This is a genomic window from Ornithinimicrobium sp. INDO-MA30-4 (assembly GCF_021535045.1).
GTDB lineage: Bacteria > Actinomycetota > Actinomycetes > Actinomycetales > Dermatophilaceae > Ornithinicoccus.
The window spans coordinates 2,661,554-2,677,742 of record NZ_CP091056.1 but is presented as its reverse complement, the minus strand read 5'-3'; the positions used below and the strand labels follow the sequence as shown (position 1 = coordinate 2,677,742).

The 16,189-nt window shown below is 62.3% G+C and carries 18 protein-coding genes, 1 tRNA gene and 5 pseudogenes; 13 read left to right on the top strand and 11 right to left on the bottom strand.

Annotated elements, in window-relative coordinates:
* Nucleotides 1-4 precede the first annotated feature (4 nt).
* The 4 genes and pseudogenes from L0A91_RS17800 to L0A91_RS16205 form a co-directional block, all read right to left on the bottom strand.
* Nucleotides 5-805 carry a penicillin acylase family protein gene (locus L0A91_RS17800; RefSeq protein WP_260115249.1) on the bottom strand — a complete coding sequence of 267 codons (801 nt, stop codon included), beginning with the start codon at nt 803-805 and terminating at the stop codon, nt 5-7.
* Between the two features lie 11 nt (nt 806-816).
* Nucleotides 817-1,827, bottom strand: a complete 1,011-nt coding sequence (locus L0A91_RS17795) for a penicillin acylase family protein (protein WP_260115248.1) — start codon at nt 1,825-1,827, stop codon at nt 817-819.
* A pseudogene (locus L0A91_RS16210) lies at nt 1,824-2,491 on the bottom strand (penicillin acylase family protein). The gene L0A91_RS17795 and the pseudogene L0A91_RS16210 overlap by 4 nt, the downstream one beginning before the upstream one ends.
* A 17-nt stretch (nt 2,492-2,508) precedes the next feature.
* The gene (locus L0A91_RS16205; protein ID WP_235245335.1) at nt 2,509-2,670 is read right to left on the bottom strand and encodes a hypothetical protein; all 162 of its coding nucleotides are present in this window, start codon (nt 2,668-2,670) and stop codon (nt 2,509-2,511) included.
* Nucleotides 2,671-2,746: 76 nt separating this feature from the next.
* Between L0A91_RS16205 and L0A91_RS16200 the strand changes: the two genes are divergently transcribed.
* From L0A91_RS16200 to mscL, 4 genes are all read left to right on the top strand, one after another.
* A complete protein-coding gene (locus L0A91_RS16200) occupies nt 2,747-3,079 on the top strand; it encodes an FmdB family zinc ribbon protein (RefSeq protein WP_235245334.1) in 333 nt (110 codons plus the stop codon).
* Between the two features lie 103 nt (nt 3,080-3,182).
* Nucleotides 3,183-3,506 carry an SAF domain-containing protein gene (locus L0A91_RS16195; RefSeq protein WP_235245333.1) on the top strand — a complete coding sequence of 108 codons (324 nt, stop codon included), beginning with the start codon at nt 3,183-3,185 and terminating at the stop codon, nt 3,504-3,506.
* A gap of 56 nt (nt 3,507-3,562) precedes the next feature.
* A complete protein-coding gene (locus L0A91_RS16190; protein WP_235245332.1) occupies nt 3,563-3,811 on the top strand; it encodes a hypothetical protein in 249 nt (82 codons plus the stop codon).
* Nucleotides 3,812-4,028: 217 nt separating this feature from the next.
* Nucleotides 4,029-4,430, top strand: coding sequence for a large conductance mechanosensitive channel protein MscL (mscL, locus tag L0A91_RS16185; protein ID WP_235245331.1), 402 nt, complete (start codon nt 4,029-4,031; stop codon nt 4,428-4,430).
* Here the strand turns inward: mscL and L0A91_RS16180 are convergent.
* The 6 genes from L0A91_RS16180 to L0A91_RS16155 all read right to left on the bottom strand — a co-directional run bounded on the left by L0A91_RS16180 (nt 4,421) and on the right by L0A91_RS16155 (nt 10,586).
* Nucleotides 4,421-4,663, bottom strand: a complete 243-nt coding sequence (locus L0A91_RS16180; protein ID WP_235245329.1) for a hypothetical protein — start codon at nt 4,661-4,663, stop codon at nt 4,421-4,423. The genes mscL and L0A91_RS16180 overlap by 10 nt on opposite strands.
* Before the next feature lie 162 nt (nt 4,664-4,825).
* On the bottom strand, nt 4,826-7,288 hold the full coding sequence (locus tag L0A91_RS16175; protein WP_235245328.1) for a hypothetical protein: 2,463 nt from the start codon (nt 7,286-7,288) through the stop codon (nt 4,826-4,828).
* Nucleotides 7,289-7,374: 86 nt separating this feature from the next.
* Nucleotides 7,375-8,241 carry a DUF4011 domain-containing protein gene (locus tag L0A91_RS16170; protein WP_235245327.1) on the bottom strand — a complete coding sequence of 289 codons (867 nt, stop codon included), beginning with the start codon at nt 8,239-8,241 and terminating at the stop codon, nt 7,375-7,377.
* A gap of 118 nt (nt 8,242-8,359) precedes the next feature.
* The gene (locus L0A91_RS16165; RefSeq protein WP_235246661.1) at nt 8,360-8,887 is read right to left on the bottom strand and encodes an MFS transporter; all 528 of its coding nucleotides are present in this window, start codon (nt 8,885-8,887) and stop codon (nt 8,360-8,362) included.
* Nucleotides 8,887-9,648, bottom strand: coding sequence for an MFS transporter (locus L0A91_RS16160; protein ID WP_235245326.1), 762 nt, complete (start codon nt 9,646-9,648; stop codon nt 8,887-8,889). The genes L0A91_RS16165 and L0A91_RS16160 overlap by 1 nt, the downstream gene beginning before the upstream one ends.
* Nucleotides 9,645-10,586, bottom strand: a complete 942-nt coding sequence (locus L0A91_RS16155; RefSeq protein WP_235245325.1) for a LysR substrate-binding domain-containing protein — start codon at nt 10,584-10,586, stop codon at nt 9,645-9,647. Before L0A91_RS16155 ends, L0A91_RS16160 begins: the two co-directional genes overlap by 4 nt.
* Nucleotides 10,587-10,726: 140 nt before the next feature.
* Between L0A91_RS16155 and L0A91_RS16150 the strand changes: the two genes are divergently transcribed.
* The 3 genes from L0A91_RS16150 (at nt 10,727) to L0A91_RS16140 (ending at nt 11,674) form a co-directional block, all read left to right on the top strand.
* On the top strand, nt 10,727-10,891 hold the full coding sequence (locus L0A91_RS16150; RefSeq protein ID WP_235245322.1) for a hypothetical protein: 165 nt from the start codon (nt 10,727-10,729) through the stop codon (nt 10,889-10,891).
* A 134-nt stretch (nt 10,892-11,025) separates the two neighbouring features.
* Nucleotides 11,026-11,101, top strand: a tRNA-Arg gene (locus L0A91_RS16145).
* A gap of 108 nt (nt 11,102-11,209) precedes the next feature.
* Nucleotides 11,210-11,674 carry an SRPBCC family protein gene (locus L0A91_RS16140; RefSeq protein WP_235245320.1) on the top strand — a complete coding sequence of 155 codons (465 nt, stop codon included), beginning with the start codon at nt 11,210-11,212 and terminating at the stop codon, nt 11,672-11,674.
* 131 nt (nt 11,675-11,805) lie between these two features.
* Here L0A91_RS16140 and L0A91_RS20165 read toward each other — a convergent pair.
* Nucleotides 11,806-13,156, bottom strand: a pseudogene (locus L0A91_RS20165) (rhodanese-like domain-containing protein).
* Nucleotides 13,157-13,187: 31 nt separating this feature from the next.
* On the opposite strand from L0A91_RS20165, the pseudogene L0A91_RS16130 reads away from it, so the two are divergent.
* From L0A91_RS16130 to arfB, 6 genes and pseudogenes are all read left to right on the top strand, one after another.
* Nucleotides 13,188-13,511, top strand: a pseudogene (locus L0A91_RS16130) (rhodanese-like domain-containing protein); the annotation flags it as partial.
* A gap of 27 nt (nt 13,512-13,538) precedes the next feature.
* Nucleotides 13,539-14,692 (top strand): annotated as a pseudogene (locus L0A91_RS16125) (TSUP family transporter).
* A 129-nt stretch (nt 14,693-14,821) separates the two neighbouring features.
* A pseudogene (locus tag L0A91_RS16120) lies at nt 14,822-14,866 on the top strand (hypothetical protein); the annotation flags it as partial.
* A 12-nt stretch (nt 14,867-14,878) separates the two neighbouring features.
* Nucleotides 14,879-15,469 carry a GntR family transcriptional regulator gene (locus tag L0A91_RS16115; RefSeq protein WP_235246658.1) on the top strand — a complete coding sequence of 197 codons (591 nt, stop codon included), beginning with the start codon at nt 14,879-14,881 and terminating at the stop codon, nt 15,467-15,469.
* 119 nt (nt 15,470-15,588) lie between these two features.
* Complete coding sequence (locus L0A91_RS16110) at nt 15,589-15,744, top strand: SHOCT domain-containing protein (RefSeq protein ID WP_235245319.1); 156 nt, start codon at nt 15,589-15,591, stop codon at nt 15,742-15,744.
* A gap of 4 nt (nt 15,745-15,748) precedes the next feature.
* A complete protein-coding gene (arfB, locus tag L0A91_RS16105) occupies nt 15,749-16,189 on the top strand; it encodes an alternative ribosome rescue aminoacyl-tRNA hydrolase ArfB (RefSeq protein WP_235245318.1) in 441 nt (146 codons plus the stop codon).

The window sequence follows — 16,189 nt, the reverse complement described above, 5'->3', positions numbered from 1 at the left end:
GGCACTACGGCGTCAGGGTGAGCGTCTGCTCCCGGCTGTCCTCAACACTTTCGCGGCTAAACGACCACGGATACGTATCCCCGTCGATCCAGGCCTGGGTCTGGTCGTCGTAGTTGTCGTTGAAAACGTGACCGGAGTTGCCGGTTTGGTTGACCCACGTGGAGGCGTCGAGATCGCCCAGGTCGACGACCATGCGCATCGACGGCCCTGAGGTCACGTCGTACTCGTCGGTCCCCGCATCCCAGTTGTTGGCATTGACCAACGCCGAGCCGCCGGGCACGGCATAGGTGCCGCCATTGAAGATCGACTGCACGAGGCCAGGCACGCTGGGATCGCCGAGGACTTCGTGGGTCATGGTCACTTCGTGCAACCGACCCCACTGCCAGTCTTCGCTGTCTTTGCTTATGTCTTGGGTCAGTTGCAACCGGGCCTGCACCATGGCTTGCTCCAAGACTTGGTCGCGCGACTCGACCACGCCAGGCGTGCGGATGTCGTCCCACCACTTGTCGTCAGGACGCTCAAGCAAGTTAGAAATCGTCAACATGGAGCGCGAGTTGCCAGTCGCATACGCATCAAGCGGCAACTCGTCGTCCAGGGTGAGATCGAGCAACTGGGCCCAGACGGCGTAGAAATACATGGCACCGCTGCCCTGCACACCATCACCAACCGGAGCGCTGCGATCCCAGGACGCCAACAACTCGCGTGGCTCGGTGTAGAACTCGTCGCCGTCGAGGTTCACATCCATGAGGAATGGGATCAAGGTGTCAGCGAACGAGTTATACGAGTCGTACTGGATGTCGCCCATCGTCTCGACCGTTAAGGGCCCTCAGCCATATGCGTCGCTAGGAGGTCAGCGATGCGCTGAGCACGGTAACCAGAAGCCCACTCGGTCGTCAGGTAAGGCGTGCTGCTCTGCGAAACTGCTTGGTTGGCCGTGACGATCACACCGTCGTCTGGGTTGTAGGCCTTCGGCATCTGCTCAAACGGCACCCAGCCCTTCCAGTCATATGCGGAGTTCCAGCCGGGTGAGGGCAGGTAGCCAGGAGGCGCACCAGCCGTGGCCGACTCCCGCACCGGCACCAAACCGGGGGCCTGATAGCCGATGTTGCCTTCAATGTCGGCGTACACAAGGTTTTGCGAGGGTGCGTCAAACAACTCCGCGCCAGCTTGGAACTCTTCGAAGTTGGTCGCAGCGTTCAACTCAAAAATGGCTTCGGCGGTGCGGCCAGGCTCCAGCCCCGTCCAGGCCAGGGACACCTCATAGCGACCGCTGGACTCGACGCCTTGCAGCGGTGGGTCCTGGCCAGCCTGGGCAATCGTGTTGACCACATCAGACATCACTGGGCCGTGCTTGGTCGAGCGCACCAACAGCTCTTGGTCCTCGCCCCCGGCAACCTTGATGGTCTCAACCTTGGCGTCCACTTCGAGCCACTCACCATCGACCAAGTATTCGGTGCCCTGGATGTCCTCCAAGTAGAAGTCAGTGACATCGGGGTCCAGGTTGGTGAAGCCCCAGGCGATTTGCTGGTTGTGGCCGATCACGACGCCGGGGACGCCAGCCAGGCTGAATCCAGTGACGTCGAAGGCGCAATCCTCGCTAATTTCGCGGCAGTGCAAACCGGTCTGCAACCAAATGCCCGGTTGGCTGATGCCCAGGTGCGGATCATTGGCTAGCAACGGCATGCCGCTCTCGGTGTGTTCACCAGAGACGACCCATGAATTGGAGCCGACGCCTTCGCCGTTGGCCGCCATCGGCGGAATGGCGTCGAACGCGGCCAGGGTGCCTGCGTAGGCATCATCACCGGCGGCCAATTGCTGCTGAGTCAACGGAGATTGCGGAGGCTCGACGGCCTCGACTCCCCGTCACTTTGGCCAGCGTCATCGCCAACCGTGCCGCCTCGACCCGGCCCGCTTCCGGCACTCGTCTGCGGCGGCGACCATTCGCCAGCCGACAGGATCGGGGCATTCATGTCATAGGGGTAGTCGGGATAGAGAGCGTCGATCTGCCCAACCGACAGGTCGCCAGCCAAGCGTGCTCGCAACAATTCGTCGCTGTAGTTGCCGCGCAGATCCCAGGCCATTGCCTTGAGCCACACCAAGGAGTCCACTTCGTCCCAGGCCTCGATCTGATAGCCCGGAGCGCTCTGGTCGAGGACGACATATTCAAGAGACACCTGTGAGGGCGAAGAGTTCGCCTCTAGGTAGGCGTTGACGCCGGCTGTATAGGACTGCAGGTAGCGGCGAGCCGTCGGCTCCAGCAGCGCTAACTCTTCCTCGGCTACTGTGCGCCAGCCCATAGTCCGCACAGCGCGGTCAGCGTCCAACCCACCCGAACCGACGAGCTCGGAGAGCCGCCCCGAGGCGATGTGTCGTCGCAGATCCATCTGAAAAAGCGGTCTTGGGCAGCCACGTAGCCCTGCCCGCGGAAAAGGTCCTCGGACGTGTCGGCATAAATATGACTGACACCGAGGTCATCTCGAATGACCTCCACGGGGCCCGCCAGGCCAGTTAATGGACCTCGCCATCGACCTGCGGAAAGCTCCGCCGGGTCAGTCCGAGGCCCAAAACGGAGGCAGCAACAGCCACCACCAGCAACACGGCCAGCAGTGGCAGGAAAACGCGACGTAGCAATCGAGGCACGATCCCGAGGGTATGCCACTGGGCTGACACTCAACAGACTCCACGCCTATCTGCCCCAAGAAGAGTCAGGTCAGAGCACCCACAAATCCCCCTTAGAATGCTGGACGTGCCTACTTATTCGTATTCGTGCCGCAACTGCGAGCACAGTTTCGACATCCAGCAGGCGTTTTCTGATGACGCACTGACAACTTGCCCGGAATGCGAAGGCTCCCTTCGCAAGGTTTACGGCAACGTGGGCGTGGTGTTCAAGGGCTCCGGCTTTTACCGAACCGACTCTCGCTCCACCTCTACTTCGAGCATCAGTTCAGACTCCAATGGGTCTAAGGACTCGGGCGGCTCAAAGGACTCAGGCGACAAGAGCGCCAGCAAGCCCGCGAAGGATGCGCCGGCCAAGTCCACTGACAGCAAGTCGAGCAGCGCCTCCGCAACGTCGAAGTAGCCCACAGCGCCGGGCTATCCACAGCCCAGCGCGTTGACGCCCCGCCTGCACAGTGGCCACCTTCACGGTGGCCGTGCAACGCGGGGCTTCATACGTTTTCGGTATGTCAGAACGCGCCTTCCGCAGCACCCTCCCCCGAAGCAAGCCCCGCTTCTTTCATGCGCGGTTAGCGCGCCGCTGCCTGGCAGCCGCTTGCGTAGCCATTGCTGCCTGGCTGGCGTTTTCTACACTAGACAGCGCCGCTGTTGAGGGCGCGACCTCTGTCGTGGTGGTTGCCGCGAACGTCCCGGCTGGCACCGCGCTCTCCGAGGACGACCTCATCGTCGAGGCACGCCCTATCGATAATCAGCCCACCGGGGCAATGGTCGACCCGAACGACGCTATCGGATCAACTACCTCTCACCCCTCCAGGGCGGCGAAATTCTGACCACCTTAGACCTCAGCTATCGGGACTGGTTAGACAAGGATCAACTGGCCATCTCGGTGCCTGTCGCCGACCCGCTGATCCTGCGGGCTGCAGAGCCGGGCCAGCGCGTTGATGTCTGGACCGTCGGCCTGCCCGAGCCACTGGCTCAAGACGCTCTGGTGCTCGGCCAGTCCGCGCCGACGGAAGCGCCTGCCTTGCTCATTGCAGTGGATGTGGTTGCGGCGCAAAATCTCTCAACCCACGGTCTCTCCGCGACAACGGCAATCGTTGCTATCCGATCTGCTACCGCAATCCCCAGCGAATAGCCATGTGATCCCCAGCACAAACTCAGACAAACGGAACGCATTTCCCCAGGTCATGCGCTTCGTAGCCGACGGTGTTCCTCAGATCACATTGGTGACCCGCGAAATCAGTTGAGATCTCTACTATGTTACCGAGTGGTTCGCGACGCGCTCTGCGTTGGCGATAGACCATCACCCCCAACGTTGCGGGCACTCGTTTGCCCCACCGATAGGAATCATCATGCTCAAGGGCTTCAAAGAATTCATCATGCGCGGAAACATCGTTGACTTGGCTGTTGCCGTCGTCATCGGTTCCGCCTTCGCCGCAGTTGTTGACACCGTCATCAGCTCGATCATCACCCCGCTGCTGAACGCTGCTGGTGGCGCCGACTCGGAGGGCCTCGGCTTCGCGATCATCAGCGGCCAGGCCAACACCTTCATGGACTTCTCCGCGATCATCAACGCGCTGATCGTCTTCGTGATGACCGCCGCAGTTGTCTACTTCATCATCGTGGTTCCGATGAACAAGATCGCTGAGCGTCGCGCTGCTGGCCAGGAGCCGGAGCCCGAGGCCGTCGCAGAAGACGTCGCCGTCCTGCGCGAGATCCGCGACATGCTGGCCAAGAACAACGGTCAGATCTGATCTAGCAAGACCTGTGACTCACTCCCAGTGCGGCGGGCGTTGATCTTGCCACCACTGATCTGAGCCAGCGCTTCGGCCCGGCCCATCCTTCGTGGATGCGGCCGGGCTTTGCGTGCCGTTGGCAGGTCCGCAGGCTCGGCATCCACCAACTCCGATCGGTCTTGCTCGGCCACACCATCGGTCGCCGGAGCAACCACCTGGCGGTGGCGGCGCTTGCGCTCCGATGAAGTCACGACGGCCTCCGGTTCGAGGCCTCTCGCACCAACGCAACCAATCGGGCCACTTCGCGCGCCGGATCACGGAAAAGGTCACGGCTGCGAGCGCGGGTATGCACCCAGCCCAGCCGCATCAGTTGATCGTGGCGTAGTCGGAACTCGTCCCGACCTGGCGTTGCCTCAATGGCTCCAAATCGGTGTCCACAGCCACCAGCAGCCTGCCTGGTCTAGCCGGATCCTCGATGCCCAGCGGCACCGCATACCGGCCATCTCCCACTGCGTGACGCACCGCGAACCCTTCGGCGGCCAGACGCTTGCCCAGGTCAGCCAGCAAGGCTGGCACTTCAGCATCAGCATCGCCTGGCAACCGCGGCTGGAAGACCTCGCGCAGCAGGTCTGCTCCCGCGTTGCGCGGCCACGACGTGATTGGGTCGGTGGTGACAAAGTCGACGGTGCCTCGGGCTGCCGAAAGCATGGTGACAATGTCCTCGGAGTCGACGGTGTGCCCATCTCCAGAGTTCGCCCCAGGCATACCGACCCAGACGATGTGGTCGCGGACCTGGCCAGCCCATCGGCGAGCCTCCACCACAAAGAACTGCTCGTCGGCGTCCTCAGCCAGCGCGGGGTGGCTGACACCCTCGCGGACCAGACGCTCACGCAACGCCACGTGGAGCGCTGGCAGGAAACGAGGGCCATCGACCAGGATGCCGACCGAGTCCTGTGGCCTGCGGCCAGGTGGCGCAGCAGCGCCTCAACGGTCTCTTCGGGCAGGCCTGTTGGGCTATCGGAGACAACCACATTGGCTCGAGGGCTACGCAAGACCCCCGGGTGAGCCTCAAGAGTTTGTCCAGGCCGGGCCTTCTCTACGATCTTGGCCAACGGAGCAACCAGCCGCTGGTCCTTGGCCCGGTAATGCGTGCTGAAGGTGTAGGTCGGCAACAGGTCGGCGGCGTCATCGAGCAGCGACGTGAGCGGCTCATCGCCCGGCAAAATGTCCTCAACGATGGCATGGAAGGCCATGGGACGAGGGCGCAGACTGTCGCCAGCAATGATTGTTTGCTCACCGTGGCTAATGGCTGCAATGCAGTGTGCCGTGCGCGTGCGCCCGGCATGCTCCACGATCGTCACCTTCACCGAGAAGCGCTCAGGAATCGTCGCCGGAACGACCAGTGGGCTACCCACGAGAGCTGGCCGCAGCGCCTTCACGACGTCCGGGCTGCGCTCCAAGACAGCGCGCAAATCATGCTCGTGCGCGTCGGCAGCGGCATAGAGGGCCTTGACCTGTGAGGGGTTCTTGGCAACGACCCGTTGCAGCTTGCGGTGCAAAGACCTCAGCACCCGCGCCCGGTTGCGGCGCAACTGCTCACGGTCGGCTCGGCGCAACGCCTTAGCCGCATCAACTTGGTCTTCGCCGCTCAACGTCGAGCCATCATCAGCGCTCTCGAGGTAGTCAAGCAGTGAGGCATAAAAGATGAGGTCGACTTCGGCATTAACGTCCTCAGCGGTGATGCCACGTTTGGCCAAGTCGTCAATCAACGGGCCAAGTCCCTGTTCACGCAGCGGTTGCAACATGATGTATGCCGAGGCAGTGACCGGCAACCGATCAGCCCGGGCATCCAGGCGCAGCAAGCGCTCAAGGAGCAAATCAAGGTGTGTGGTCATGACGTCTTGGCCACTGGGGGTTGGCTTGAGCACCTTGGCCAGCCACACCAAGTCACGGTGGATCGGCATGAATTGCTCGCTGGCTTGCTCCCATTGAGCCGGGGTGTTGGGCGGGGCGGCCCTGCCCGCCAGCTCTTCCCACTCTGCTCGCTCATCGCGGGCTGCTTTCACCCGCACAGCGAGGTCGGCCGGCGGCACACCTGGGCGCAGGAGCCCACGCACTTGGCGCTTGAGGCGTGTCCGCAACAGCGCACCTGGACGGTCTGCGGCATTGTCACTGGTGGCGCGCACCAGGTCATCGAGCGGAGCTTCGTAAATCTCAGCGCGGAAGACATCCAGCGTCTCGTAGACGCGGCCCATCAGGTTGACTCGGGCCCGCCACTGATCGAGGTTGAGCGGCGCTGGCAAGCCCGCCTTCTTGCATACCTGATCAATCTCTTGCCTGGCCTGGATCAGGTCAGACATGACGAGGGACTTCACGATCGCGGCGGCACGCTCAGCATCCTCCGGAGACTGCAGTGCAGCCCCAAACCACGGGTCTTCCATCCGCCCGCGCTGCCAGACACCAATCTGGGCAGCCTCGGTCAGAGTTTCCCGCAACTGGGTCAGTCGGTCCGGGGTCAACGACTTCAGGACCGATGTTTCCAAACGAACATGAGACAGCGGCGGGTGCGGCAAACCGTTGAGGCCGGCCACGGCAGACTCCGTCTGAGCCAGCGACAAATCCCACGGCGCATGCTTGGTATGCATCTGCGACTCATGCTCGATCAAGCGAGCCTGTGCTTGGCGCCAGGTTGGCAGCGGGTCTTCGGGAAACTCCGGCTCGGGGGCGCCGGTGGAGCGTCTGAGTTGATCGGCCAACGACTGGATCGCGATCCGGGCACGCCGTGGGTCTTCGGGCAAATCAAGGACAACCTCGCCGAGGCCGACATAGGCCAGGCGGCGTTGCAAGGCATCTATAGCGGGGCGTTCTTCGCTCACGACCAGTGCAGTGTGGCTTTGAGCCAAGGCTCCAGCAACGATATTGGTGATTGTTTGAGTAGCACCCGTACCAGCGACCGTGTCGATCAGGATGCTGCCGCCGTGGAGGCAACATCGATTGCACGACGCTGCTCAGCGTCAGCATCGAGAACGATGAGTTCGTTGGCCAGATCGTTTGCTCGATTGTCGTCGGGGTCCACTGTCCGCTGCCGCTCATCCAGCCCGGCCAGGGACGCGATCATCGGGTGCTTTGCCAGGCCCTCTGGGCTCCCAAACAGGTTGGCGGCCAGCGACAACTTGGCCCATGGGAAGTTGCTGATGACCAAGTTTGGACCGATGCCAAAACCCGGGACCTCGGCACAGATATCTTCTAACTGCTCATAGACAGCGCGCGGGTCGAAGCCACCGTTAGCCGTGGCGAGCGCTGTGAGTGCGTGCGGGTCGAACTGCAACTTGTAGACGTCTTCAAGGCAGTGCAACAGAGCGGGGTTAAACACCACGTCTTGGTCGAGTTGAATGGTGTAGTCGCTGCCAGCCTGGTCGACCGGGTGGATCTTGCAGCGGCGCAACATCACGGGAGCGCGCGGGATCTTGAGGACCTGCTTAGGGATGCTCCACGTGGCCATGCCGACAGCAATAAAACTCGTCGTCATGCCGTGCTCGCGGCGCAACTCAATGGACTTACCGCGGATGGCTGCCAGCCGGTCGCGAGCTTCAGCGAAGGCGACGTGTTCACGGACTAGGCCGGAGAGGCGCGTCGGGCTGCCGGTCAGCAGTCGCGCCACTCCCCCTGGGTGGGCAACCGTCAGGTCGAAGGTGCCGAGCGGCAACTCACGGTGCCACAGCAGGGTGTTGCTGGGGCCTCCCATGGCCTTAACTTGCTGATACCAATCCTGCTGGGCAGCGTGGACGGCGGCGATCCGGTCATCGGTTTCGTCGGCAGGAGGAGTCACACCTTCGAGATTAACGACTCAACCTGCATGGCGGCCGTAGGGCGTGGCCGGATCAGGAGTGAAGTTCGTGAAATCTTGCGCCAAAGCCCGACAAGCACATGTGTGGCGTGCTGGACTCCTACTTGATGGGCAGGGAAGCAGCCTGATTTTCGGTATGGCTGGGGTGGCGCAGGGTGTATGCGCCCAGCAAGAGCGTCACCCCAGCCGCCAAAGCGGCGAGATAGCCAAAGCCGAGCACCGCAACAATCACCCCGGCGAGCGCGCCGCCACTGGCGCCAGCTAGCCCCATCACGACATCTGACGCGCCTTGGGCTGAGGCCCGCTCCCCCACTGGAACTGCAGCGGAGACTTGAGCAGAGCCAGCGACCATCGTGCAGGACCAGCCCAAACCCAACAGCACGAGGCCGGCGGTCAGGTTGATCGAGAAGCCGGTGGCTGACAGCCCCGCGAAGGCGCATGCAGCCAGCAGAATCGCGACGCCCAGCATGATGACCCGCCCTGAGCCGATGCGGTCGGTGAGATAGCCGACGACCGGGCTGAGGGCATACATGCCAATGATGTGCATCGAGATGACAAAGCCGATGACTTCGATTTGGGCGCCACCGTGAGCCATGTGAACCGGCGTCATCACCATGATCGAGATCATCACGATGTGCCCGGCAGCAATGGCGATTGCACCTGCTCGAGCGGGGCATTGCTGCGCAGGACGCGGATCCCCTCGGCGACTGAGCCCTTGGATGCCTTGGGGTCAGCGGGGACGTCCACTTCGGCGAGAGCCCGGGCCGTCAGCAACGGGTCAGGGCGCAGCGAGGCCATCAACAGCACCATGGCAAGCAAGAAGCCGACACCGCTGATCGCCCACGGTCCAGCCAATTTGGGCAGGTCAAAGCCGGTGGCTAGGCCCGCGCCGAAGCCAATCAGGTTGGGCCCGGTCGCCGAGCCGATCGTGGCCGCCCAGACCACGAGACTGAGTTGCAATCCGCGCTTACTCGGCGGAGCCAAATCCACGGCAGCAAACCGCGATTGGCTGTTGGCCGTTGTTGAGGCACCAAAGAGAAAAGTGCCGATCAGCAGCAGAGCGAAACTGCTGGTGGCGGTAGCGATCAACGCAAGGCCCGCACCGACAGTGCCGACCGCATACGAAATCACGAGGCCGATCCGGCGGCCACGACGAGCCATCAGCGACACGATCGGGATGGTCAGCAGCGCCCCGCCGAGCACTTGGCTGGTGTTGGCCAGGCCAGAAAGCGCGTCGTTGCCGCTGATCTCTGCGGCGATCACCGAAGCGACAGCAATGCCACTCGCGACACCAACGCCACCAAAGATTTGGGAGGCCATCAGGGTGCCAACAATGCGACGTTGGACGTCGGGAAGTTCGGCCTGAGTGGGCAGGGCGCGTGCGGTCACTGGCTCAGTGTCTCAGGCTTCGGACGCTCAATCGGATGGCCCTCGCGATCCCAGACCGAGCGAATCAAACCCAGCGCAGCGTGGATAGCTGGCCGGCGCTCACTGGAGTCACGGTGGACTGCAAAAATGCGCCGCGTTGGTGCTCCCACAACAGGCAGCGTGACCACGCCGGGCGGCAAGGTTCCACGTCCGAGTCGAGGCAACAGCGAGACCCCAAATCCTTCAGCGACCAGCATGACCCGGCCGTTGATGTCTTCGACCGTCGCGCCAATCCGGTAGGGGATGTTTCGTGAGTCAAGGGCATCGAGGAGCCAGTCACTAAAAACGCCTGGCGTGTCATCGATCCAGACTTGATCGTGCAGGTCAACCGGGTCGACTCCGTCCGGTCCGATGGGGACTTCGAGCGCAGACGAAGCCACCACGTCAACCGCGTCCAGCCCCACTGGCCACGCCTTCACTCCGTCTCGCATCGGCACATGCTTGTCTGTCCAGTCGTGGACGACGGCTAGATCGACGTCGCCACGCCTGACTGCCGCCACGGACTCCTCAGGGCTCATCTCTCGGAGCGTCAACTCAATCTCGGGGTATGCCTTGGCACAGGCTGCCGCGACCGGCACCAGGAGGCCGCGCATCGCCGAGGGAAAGCCCGACAAAACCAGCGAACCAGTCACTTTGCGCTGCAGTCCCTCCAACTCAGCCCGAGCGCTCTCCTCTAGTTGCTGCATCTGCTGGGCCAACCTGACCAGCACGTATGCAGCCTTGGTCGGCGCGTTGGCCCGTCCCCTGCGCGTCATGATCGGCTGGTGAACCTCACGCTGCAGACGTGCCAACTGCTGGCTCACCGCGGACGGTGTGTAGCCGAGCCGATCAGCTGCTGCCAGCACAGTTCCCTCTTCGACGACCGCCTGCAGAGTCGCGAGATGCTCAGGATTAAACATGTAGCAATTCTTACATTTTTAGTGAAGAAGCGGTGACTTGTGCTTAATTCATAGGCATAGCAATCTAGAGGCAGATCAACCGGTGGGTAACTCTCGGGAGATCATCCAAACATCCAAAGTTCTTCGAGGAGGTCCTCCACATGATCGCTACCTTCGCACTCATCGCCCTGTCCATTGCCGCGCTTTACGCCATCGGCCAGGTCAACGGGGCCACCGCTGCACTCGTTCCCAGCATTACCAACGGCGTCAAGAACGTCGTCACGGTTGGCGCTGGCTACCGCCCGGTCGAGCACATCCGCGGCTGATTAAGCGCCAGATATAAAGAGTGGGCTCACACCAATCGGTGTGAGCCCACTCTTCGTTCGCAGATCACATCCTGGGCATGACCATGCTGGAACGCGGGCAATCAGTTGTTAACCTGCTCTCTGAAGTCTTCCCCGCCCTCGTAGCTCAGGGGATAGAGCACCGCTCTCCTAAAGCGGGTGTCGCAGGTTCGAATCCTGCCGGGGGCACCAACGTTTTGCTCCTTCGCGGGATGCTTGACGTTTGGTCTGCGGCCGGTGCTGTTTCAACGCCCGCCCTTTCAGGTCGCGTGACGGTGACTATCTGCATACCCTCGCAATATGAGTGAAAACACCAGTATCACTGTCACACGCACGATCGACGCGCCGAATAAAGACGTGTTCGACGTGATCTCGCTGCCCGAAAACCATGTCGCTATCGACGGTTCTGGCTTCGTGGTCTCCGTGGATCAGGGCGACCGCATCACTGGGACCGGCCAGGTGTTCACGATGAACATGGCCGGAGACCACATGGGCGGTGACTACAAGACTGACAACCACGTCACCGGCTACGACGAGGGCAAGTTGCTCGCATGGCAGACCGCACCAGCTGGCACCCAGCCTCCCGGTTGGCAATGGGTGTGGGAGTTGACGCCGCATGGTCCCGACAGCACCGAAGTCCGGCATACCTATGACTGGAGCAACGTCACCGACCCCGACCTGTTGTCTAAGATAACTTTCCCCTTGGTGTCCGAAGACGACATGGAGACGGCCCTAAAGAACCTCGCGGCAGCAGTCGCTTCTTGACCTGTTTCTTCACGACGAAGCAGCACCGGGCCAGCTGGCCCGGTGCTGCTGTGTTTCTACCGGTGACGCCGAACACGCGGCAACAGACATAGGCACCGCGGCACCTAGCGTGTCGTTCTGGCGCTTTAGCCTCAGTACTGCAGAGTCACTCCGCTGTCGGCAGCCTCACCAAAGCTGGCATCTACATGGACCGGGTCCTTGCCAGAACGCTGGAGCAGGCTTGCAGCCACACCCGCGCGGTAGCCAGATCCGCAGTGCACCCAGATGCGGCACTGCGGCACTTCATCCATGCGGGTCACGATTTCGTGCAGCGGGATATTGGTGGCTCCCTCGATGTGCGAACCGGCAAACTCATCGGTGCGCCGCACATCAAGAATCGCTTCACCTTCGGGCGCTCCGCGAGCAAGCCAGCCCAGTCAACGCGCGGGTAGGCCGCAACGTCGGCGCTTGGGGCGATGTCTCTTGGGCCAGCACCCAAGGCTGCGTCAGGAGAGTCGATACCGATACGCGACAAGTCGCGGATTGCGGACTCAACGTCGTCGTGGGTTCCGGCGAGGGTAATGCGCTCACCCCAGGGAATGACCCACCCCAAGAAGGTGGTGAAACTGGACCCGTCGCCATACTCAAAGCTGACTGCGCCGTCGAGGTGCTCCTTTGAGAACGCGACACGGTCGCGCAGATCAACGACCCATTCGCCATCACGCAGTCGCTGAGTCAGCTCAACTCCAGAGAGCGGCTCAGGCACGCTGAGGTCGACCGGGCCAGGACCATTCTCGTTAGCCGGACCCATGTGTGCGTAGTACGTCGGGTAAGCGCTGAGGTTTGCGATCAATTCGCGCACAAAGTGGTCCTCGTCCTCGTCGGTGAGGGCGTGGTTCGCCTGCAGTTGTTCCTCAATCGTTGAGCTATTTGCACCGGTAGCCGGACCACTGGAGCAGAACGAACCGAAGCCGTGAGTCGGATACAGCTCAGCTTGCTCGTTCGCTTCCGATGTCAAGCGACGCACCGACACATACTGCGCGTGAGTCAGCTCAGTGGTCAGCGCGGGGTCAACCAAGTCGGTGCGGCCCACGGACCCAAAAGCAAACTCCCACCAGAGAAGACAGCCTGCTCTTCGGTGTGCGTGACGATGTAGGACAGGTGAGTTGCGGTATGACCGGGGGTGGCAATCGCCTGCATCCTCAGCGAGCCGACCTGGACCGTCTCGCCGTCCGAGATCGGAGTTCGCTCAAACTTCACCGGGTCGGCCTCATTCACCAGATACGAGGCGCCAGTGACTTGGGCCAACTCTAGGCCACCAGTGACGTAGTCGTTGTGCATGTGCGTCTCGGCGATGTGCGTGATCTCAACCCCGGCGTCACTAGCCGCAGCGGTGACGCGATCAATATCGCGCTGAGGGTCGATCACCAGCGCCTGCGTACCGTCGTGGATCAAGTAGGACCGATCCCCGAGCGATGTTGTGTCAATGACGATGACCTGCATGAAATCTCCTCAAGTTGTTTGCCTGAGTTAAATGTACGTACTATTGCCTGAGAACGCAAAAGTACGTACATCCGCCACGATCGTCACCGAGGAGAATCCCTTGAATATTTCTGCCACCGGATCAACCACTATCGATGCAGCCTGGCTCGCCGAGCGCCGCGCGAACGACAAAGACCTGCTGGTCCTTGATGTCCGCACTCCCGCGGAGTTTGAGACTGCCCACATCGAGAAGTCCTATAACGTCCCGCTGGACACTTTGAAGGAACACCGCGACCAGATTTCCTCCCACCTGGAACAGGACGTGGTCCTGGTCTGCCGCTCGGGTGCCCGCGCTCAGCAAGCCGACACGGCGCTGAGCGCCACTGGCCTCGACAACCTGCACGTGCTGCAGGGTGGAATCACCGCGTGGCAGTCCGCCGGCCACCCTGTCGTGGAAGGTGCCCAGCGTTGGGACCTGGAGCGTCAGGTGCGCCTGGTTGCTGGATCAGTCGTTCTCACCAGCGTGCTGACCAGTGCGCTCGTCCCCCAAACGAAGTGGCTGGCTGCAGGGATCGGTGGAGGCCTGACCTTCGCCGCCCTGAGCAACACTTGCGCGATGGGTTCCATGTTAATGAAGTTGCCCTACAACAAGGCCGGTCGCCAGACCCTCAGCAACTGCTCGACCAGCTCACCGGAGCCTGAGCACATGCTCCTCCTGACCCTCGTGCTGGCGGTCCTCGTCGGGATCACTCTTGGCCTCCTCGGGGGCGGCGGCTCGATTCTGACTGTCCCCCTGCTGGTATATGTGGCCGGCATGGAAACGAAGGAAGCGATCGCGACCTCCCTTCTTGTCGTGGGAGTCACCAGCGCCGTCGGCGCGATTTCGCATGCCCGCGCAGGACGGGTCCAGTGGCGAACTGGCTTGATCTTCGGTGTTGCGGCCATGGCCGGTGCGTATGTCGGTGGTCGGGGGCAGAATTCGTCCCCGGCCAATGGCTGCTGATCGGTTTTGCCGTCATGATGCTGGCGACAGCTATCGCTATGCTGCGCGGCCGTAAGAAGATCGACCCAGACAAGGTTCACACTGGTATGCCTCTGGGCCGGATCATCGTGGACGGCGTCGTGGTCGGCCTGATGACTGGCCTCGTTGGGGCCGGTGGCGGATTCTTGGTTGTGCCCGCGCTCGCGCTTCTTGGTGGGCTTCCCATGCCTATCGCGATCGGCACTTCACTCGTCGTCATTGCCATGAAGTCCATGGCTGGCCTTGGTGGCTACCTGGCCTCAGTGCAGATCGATTGGGCGATGGCGGCAGCGGTGACGGGTGCCGCAGTGCTTGGTGCGCTCATTGGCGGACCTTTGGCCGGGCGCATTCGACCGGACTCACTACGCCGCATCTTTGGCTGGTTCGTGTTGGTAATGGCGATCGCGATTGGAGCCCAAGAAGCTCCGACTTTGGGCTGGTCCGCTGTGGTCGTGGCAGCCGGAGCCATCGTCATCGCGATCACCTGGCTCACCACTGGTCGGCGTAGTAGCACTTCCGAGGTTTCGACAGCCTAGGCCACGGACCCTAGGTATATTGATCAGCATGGGCGCCCTTGATCGGTCCCGGAGGAACCCCTCTGGGCGCAACTCCACGCCGACCTCCTCCGCCGCCTCGCGGCGGGGGACTTCGCGGCCGGGTTCCCCGGAGAAGCACAGTTGCGCGACGAATACGAGGTTTCGCGTCACACCGTCCGAGAGGCGATGCGCCGCATTCGCGAGGCTGGCCTTGTCGAGTCCGGGAGGGGCCGGCAGAGCCAAGTCCTCTCGCAGAGAATCGAACAACCCCTCGGCAGCCTCTACTCCCTCTTCCGAGAGATCGAGTCGCGCGGCATTGTCCAAGAATCCGTCGTGTTGTCGTGCGGCCTCAAGAGTCATCCCGAGGCCGCTGCTCAACTCGGTCTACCTCCTGAATCAGACCTCTTCGCCCTGGAGCGCATTCGTCTGGCAGGTGGCGAACCCCTCGCACACGACTGTGTGTGGCTACCAGCCCAGATTGGTAAGCCGCTGCTCGACACCGACTTCACCAGAACCGCTTTGTACGACGAGCTCGCCAAGCACCACATTGCCGTCCCTGATTCAGGTCGCGAGCGCATCACTGCGACGCTAATCAGCCCGAAGATGGCCAGCCGCCTTAATACCCCAGTGCCTGCGGCAGGCCTCACGATTGAGCGAACCGGGCTGCGCAAGGGCAAGCCGATGGAATGCCGCCGGACGACGGTGCGCGCTGATCGGTATGAGTTACTCATGGCCTGGAATGAGCGGGGCTATGAGGTGGGCGGGCAAACGTCCTGAAGGGTCCAGCCAAGCAACTTTCCCTGCGCACATCCCCCACTGCGCAGGCATACCAAGCCCAACAGTGGGCACACCCCGCACCAACGCAGCCGCCCCCTGCTGCTGCGCCAGCAGACGACATGTTGAATGCGCTAGAGAGGCTCGCTGCCCTCCGGGCGCAAGGCATCCTGACTGACGTAGAGTTCGCCCAGCAAAAGGCTCAGATCCTCGGGGTTAATGGCGGCGCCTCCATCTGCCTGCTGAATCGTTGTGTCGTGACCCGTGGTGCATCCTGAAGGCATGGACGACTTGCACGTGACCCCAGGGCCAGGGGCGCCCCGGGGTCTGCACATCCCGGCCAGCGAACTGGTTGAGCAGTTCTCGCGTTCCTCGGGTCCTGGCGGCCAAGGAGTCAACACTGCTGACTCGCGCGTGCAACTGAGCCTTGACCTCGGTGCGACGTCCGCGCTAAACGACGTGCAGCGCGCCCGCGCCCTCAATCAACTCTCCGGACGACTGACCGGCACGGTGCTCACCATCGCTGCGAGCGAGCATCGGTCGCAACGTAAGAACCGAGTCGCGGCCCGCGAGCGCCTGAGCGTGCTGTTACGAGACGCAATGAAGCCAGCGATCCCGCGTCGGCCCACGCGCCCAACAATGGGCTCGAGGCGCCGTCGACTGGATGCCAAGCACCGACGCTCCGAAATCAAGCGCCGCCGTGGGCGTCCAGGACCGGAATGA

Coding starts and splice junctions, on each gene's coding strand:
- L0A91_RS16150 (WP_235245322.1), top strand. CDS start 10,727: ATGATCGCTACCTTCGCACTCATCGCCCTGTCCATTGCCGCGCTTTAC.
- L0A91_RS16110 (WP_235245319.1), top strand. CDS start 15,589: ATGTTGAATGCGCTAGAGAGGCTCGCTGCCCTCCGGGCGCAAGGCATC.
- mscL (WP_235245331.1), top strand. CDS start 4,029: ATGCTCAAGGGCTTCAAAGAATTCATCATGCGCGGAAACATCGTTGAC.
- L0A91_RS17800 (WP_260115249.1), bottom strand. CDS start 805: ATGGGCGACATCCAGTACGACTCGTATAACTCGTTCGCTGACACCTTG.
- L0A91_RS16115 (WP_235246658.1), top strand. CDS start 14,879: ATGCGCCGCATTCGCGAGGCTGGCCTTGTCGAGTCCGGGAGGGGCCGG.
- arfB (WP_235245318.1), top strand. CDS start 15,749: ATGGACGACTTGCACGTGACCCCAGGGCCAGGGGCGCCCCGGGGTCTG.
- L0A91_RS16155 (WP_235245325.1), bottom strand. CDS start 10,586: ATGTTTAATCCTGAGCATCTCGCGACTCTGCAGGCGGTCGTCGAAGAG.
- L0A91_RS16195 (WP_235245333.1), top strand. CDS start 3,183: ATGTCAGAACGCGCCTTCCGCAGCACCCTCCCCCGAAGCAAGCCCCGC.
- L0A91_RS16165 (WP_235246661.1), bottom strand. CDS start 8,887: ATGATCTCGATCATGGTGATGACGCCGGTTCACATGGCTCACGGTGGC.
- L0A91_RS16140 (WP_235245320.1), top strand. CDS start 11,210: ATGAGTGAAAACACCAGTATCACTGTCACACGCACGATCGACGCGCCG.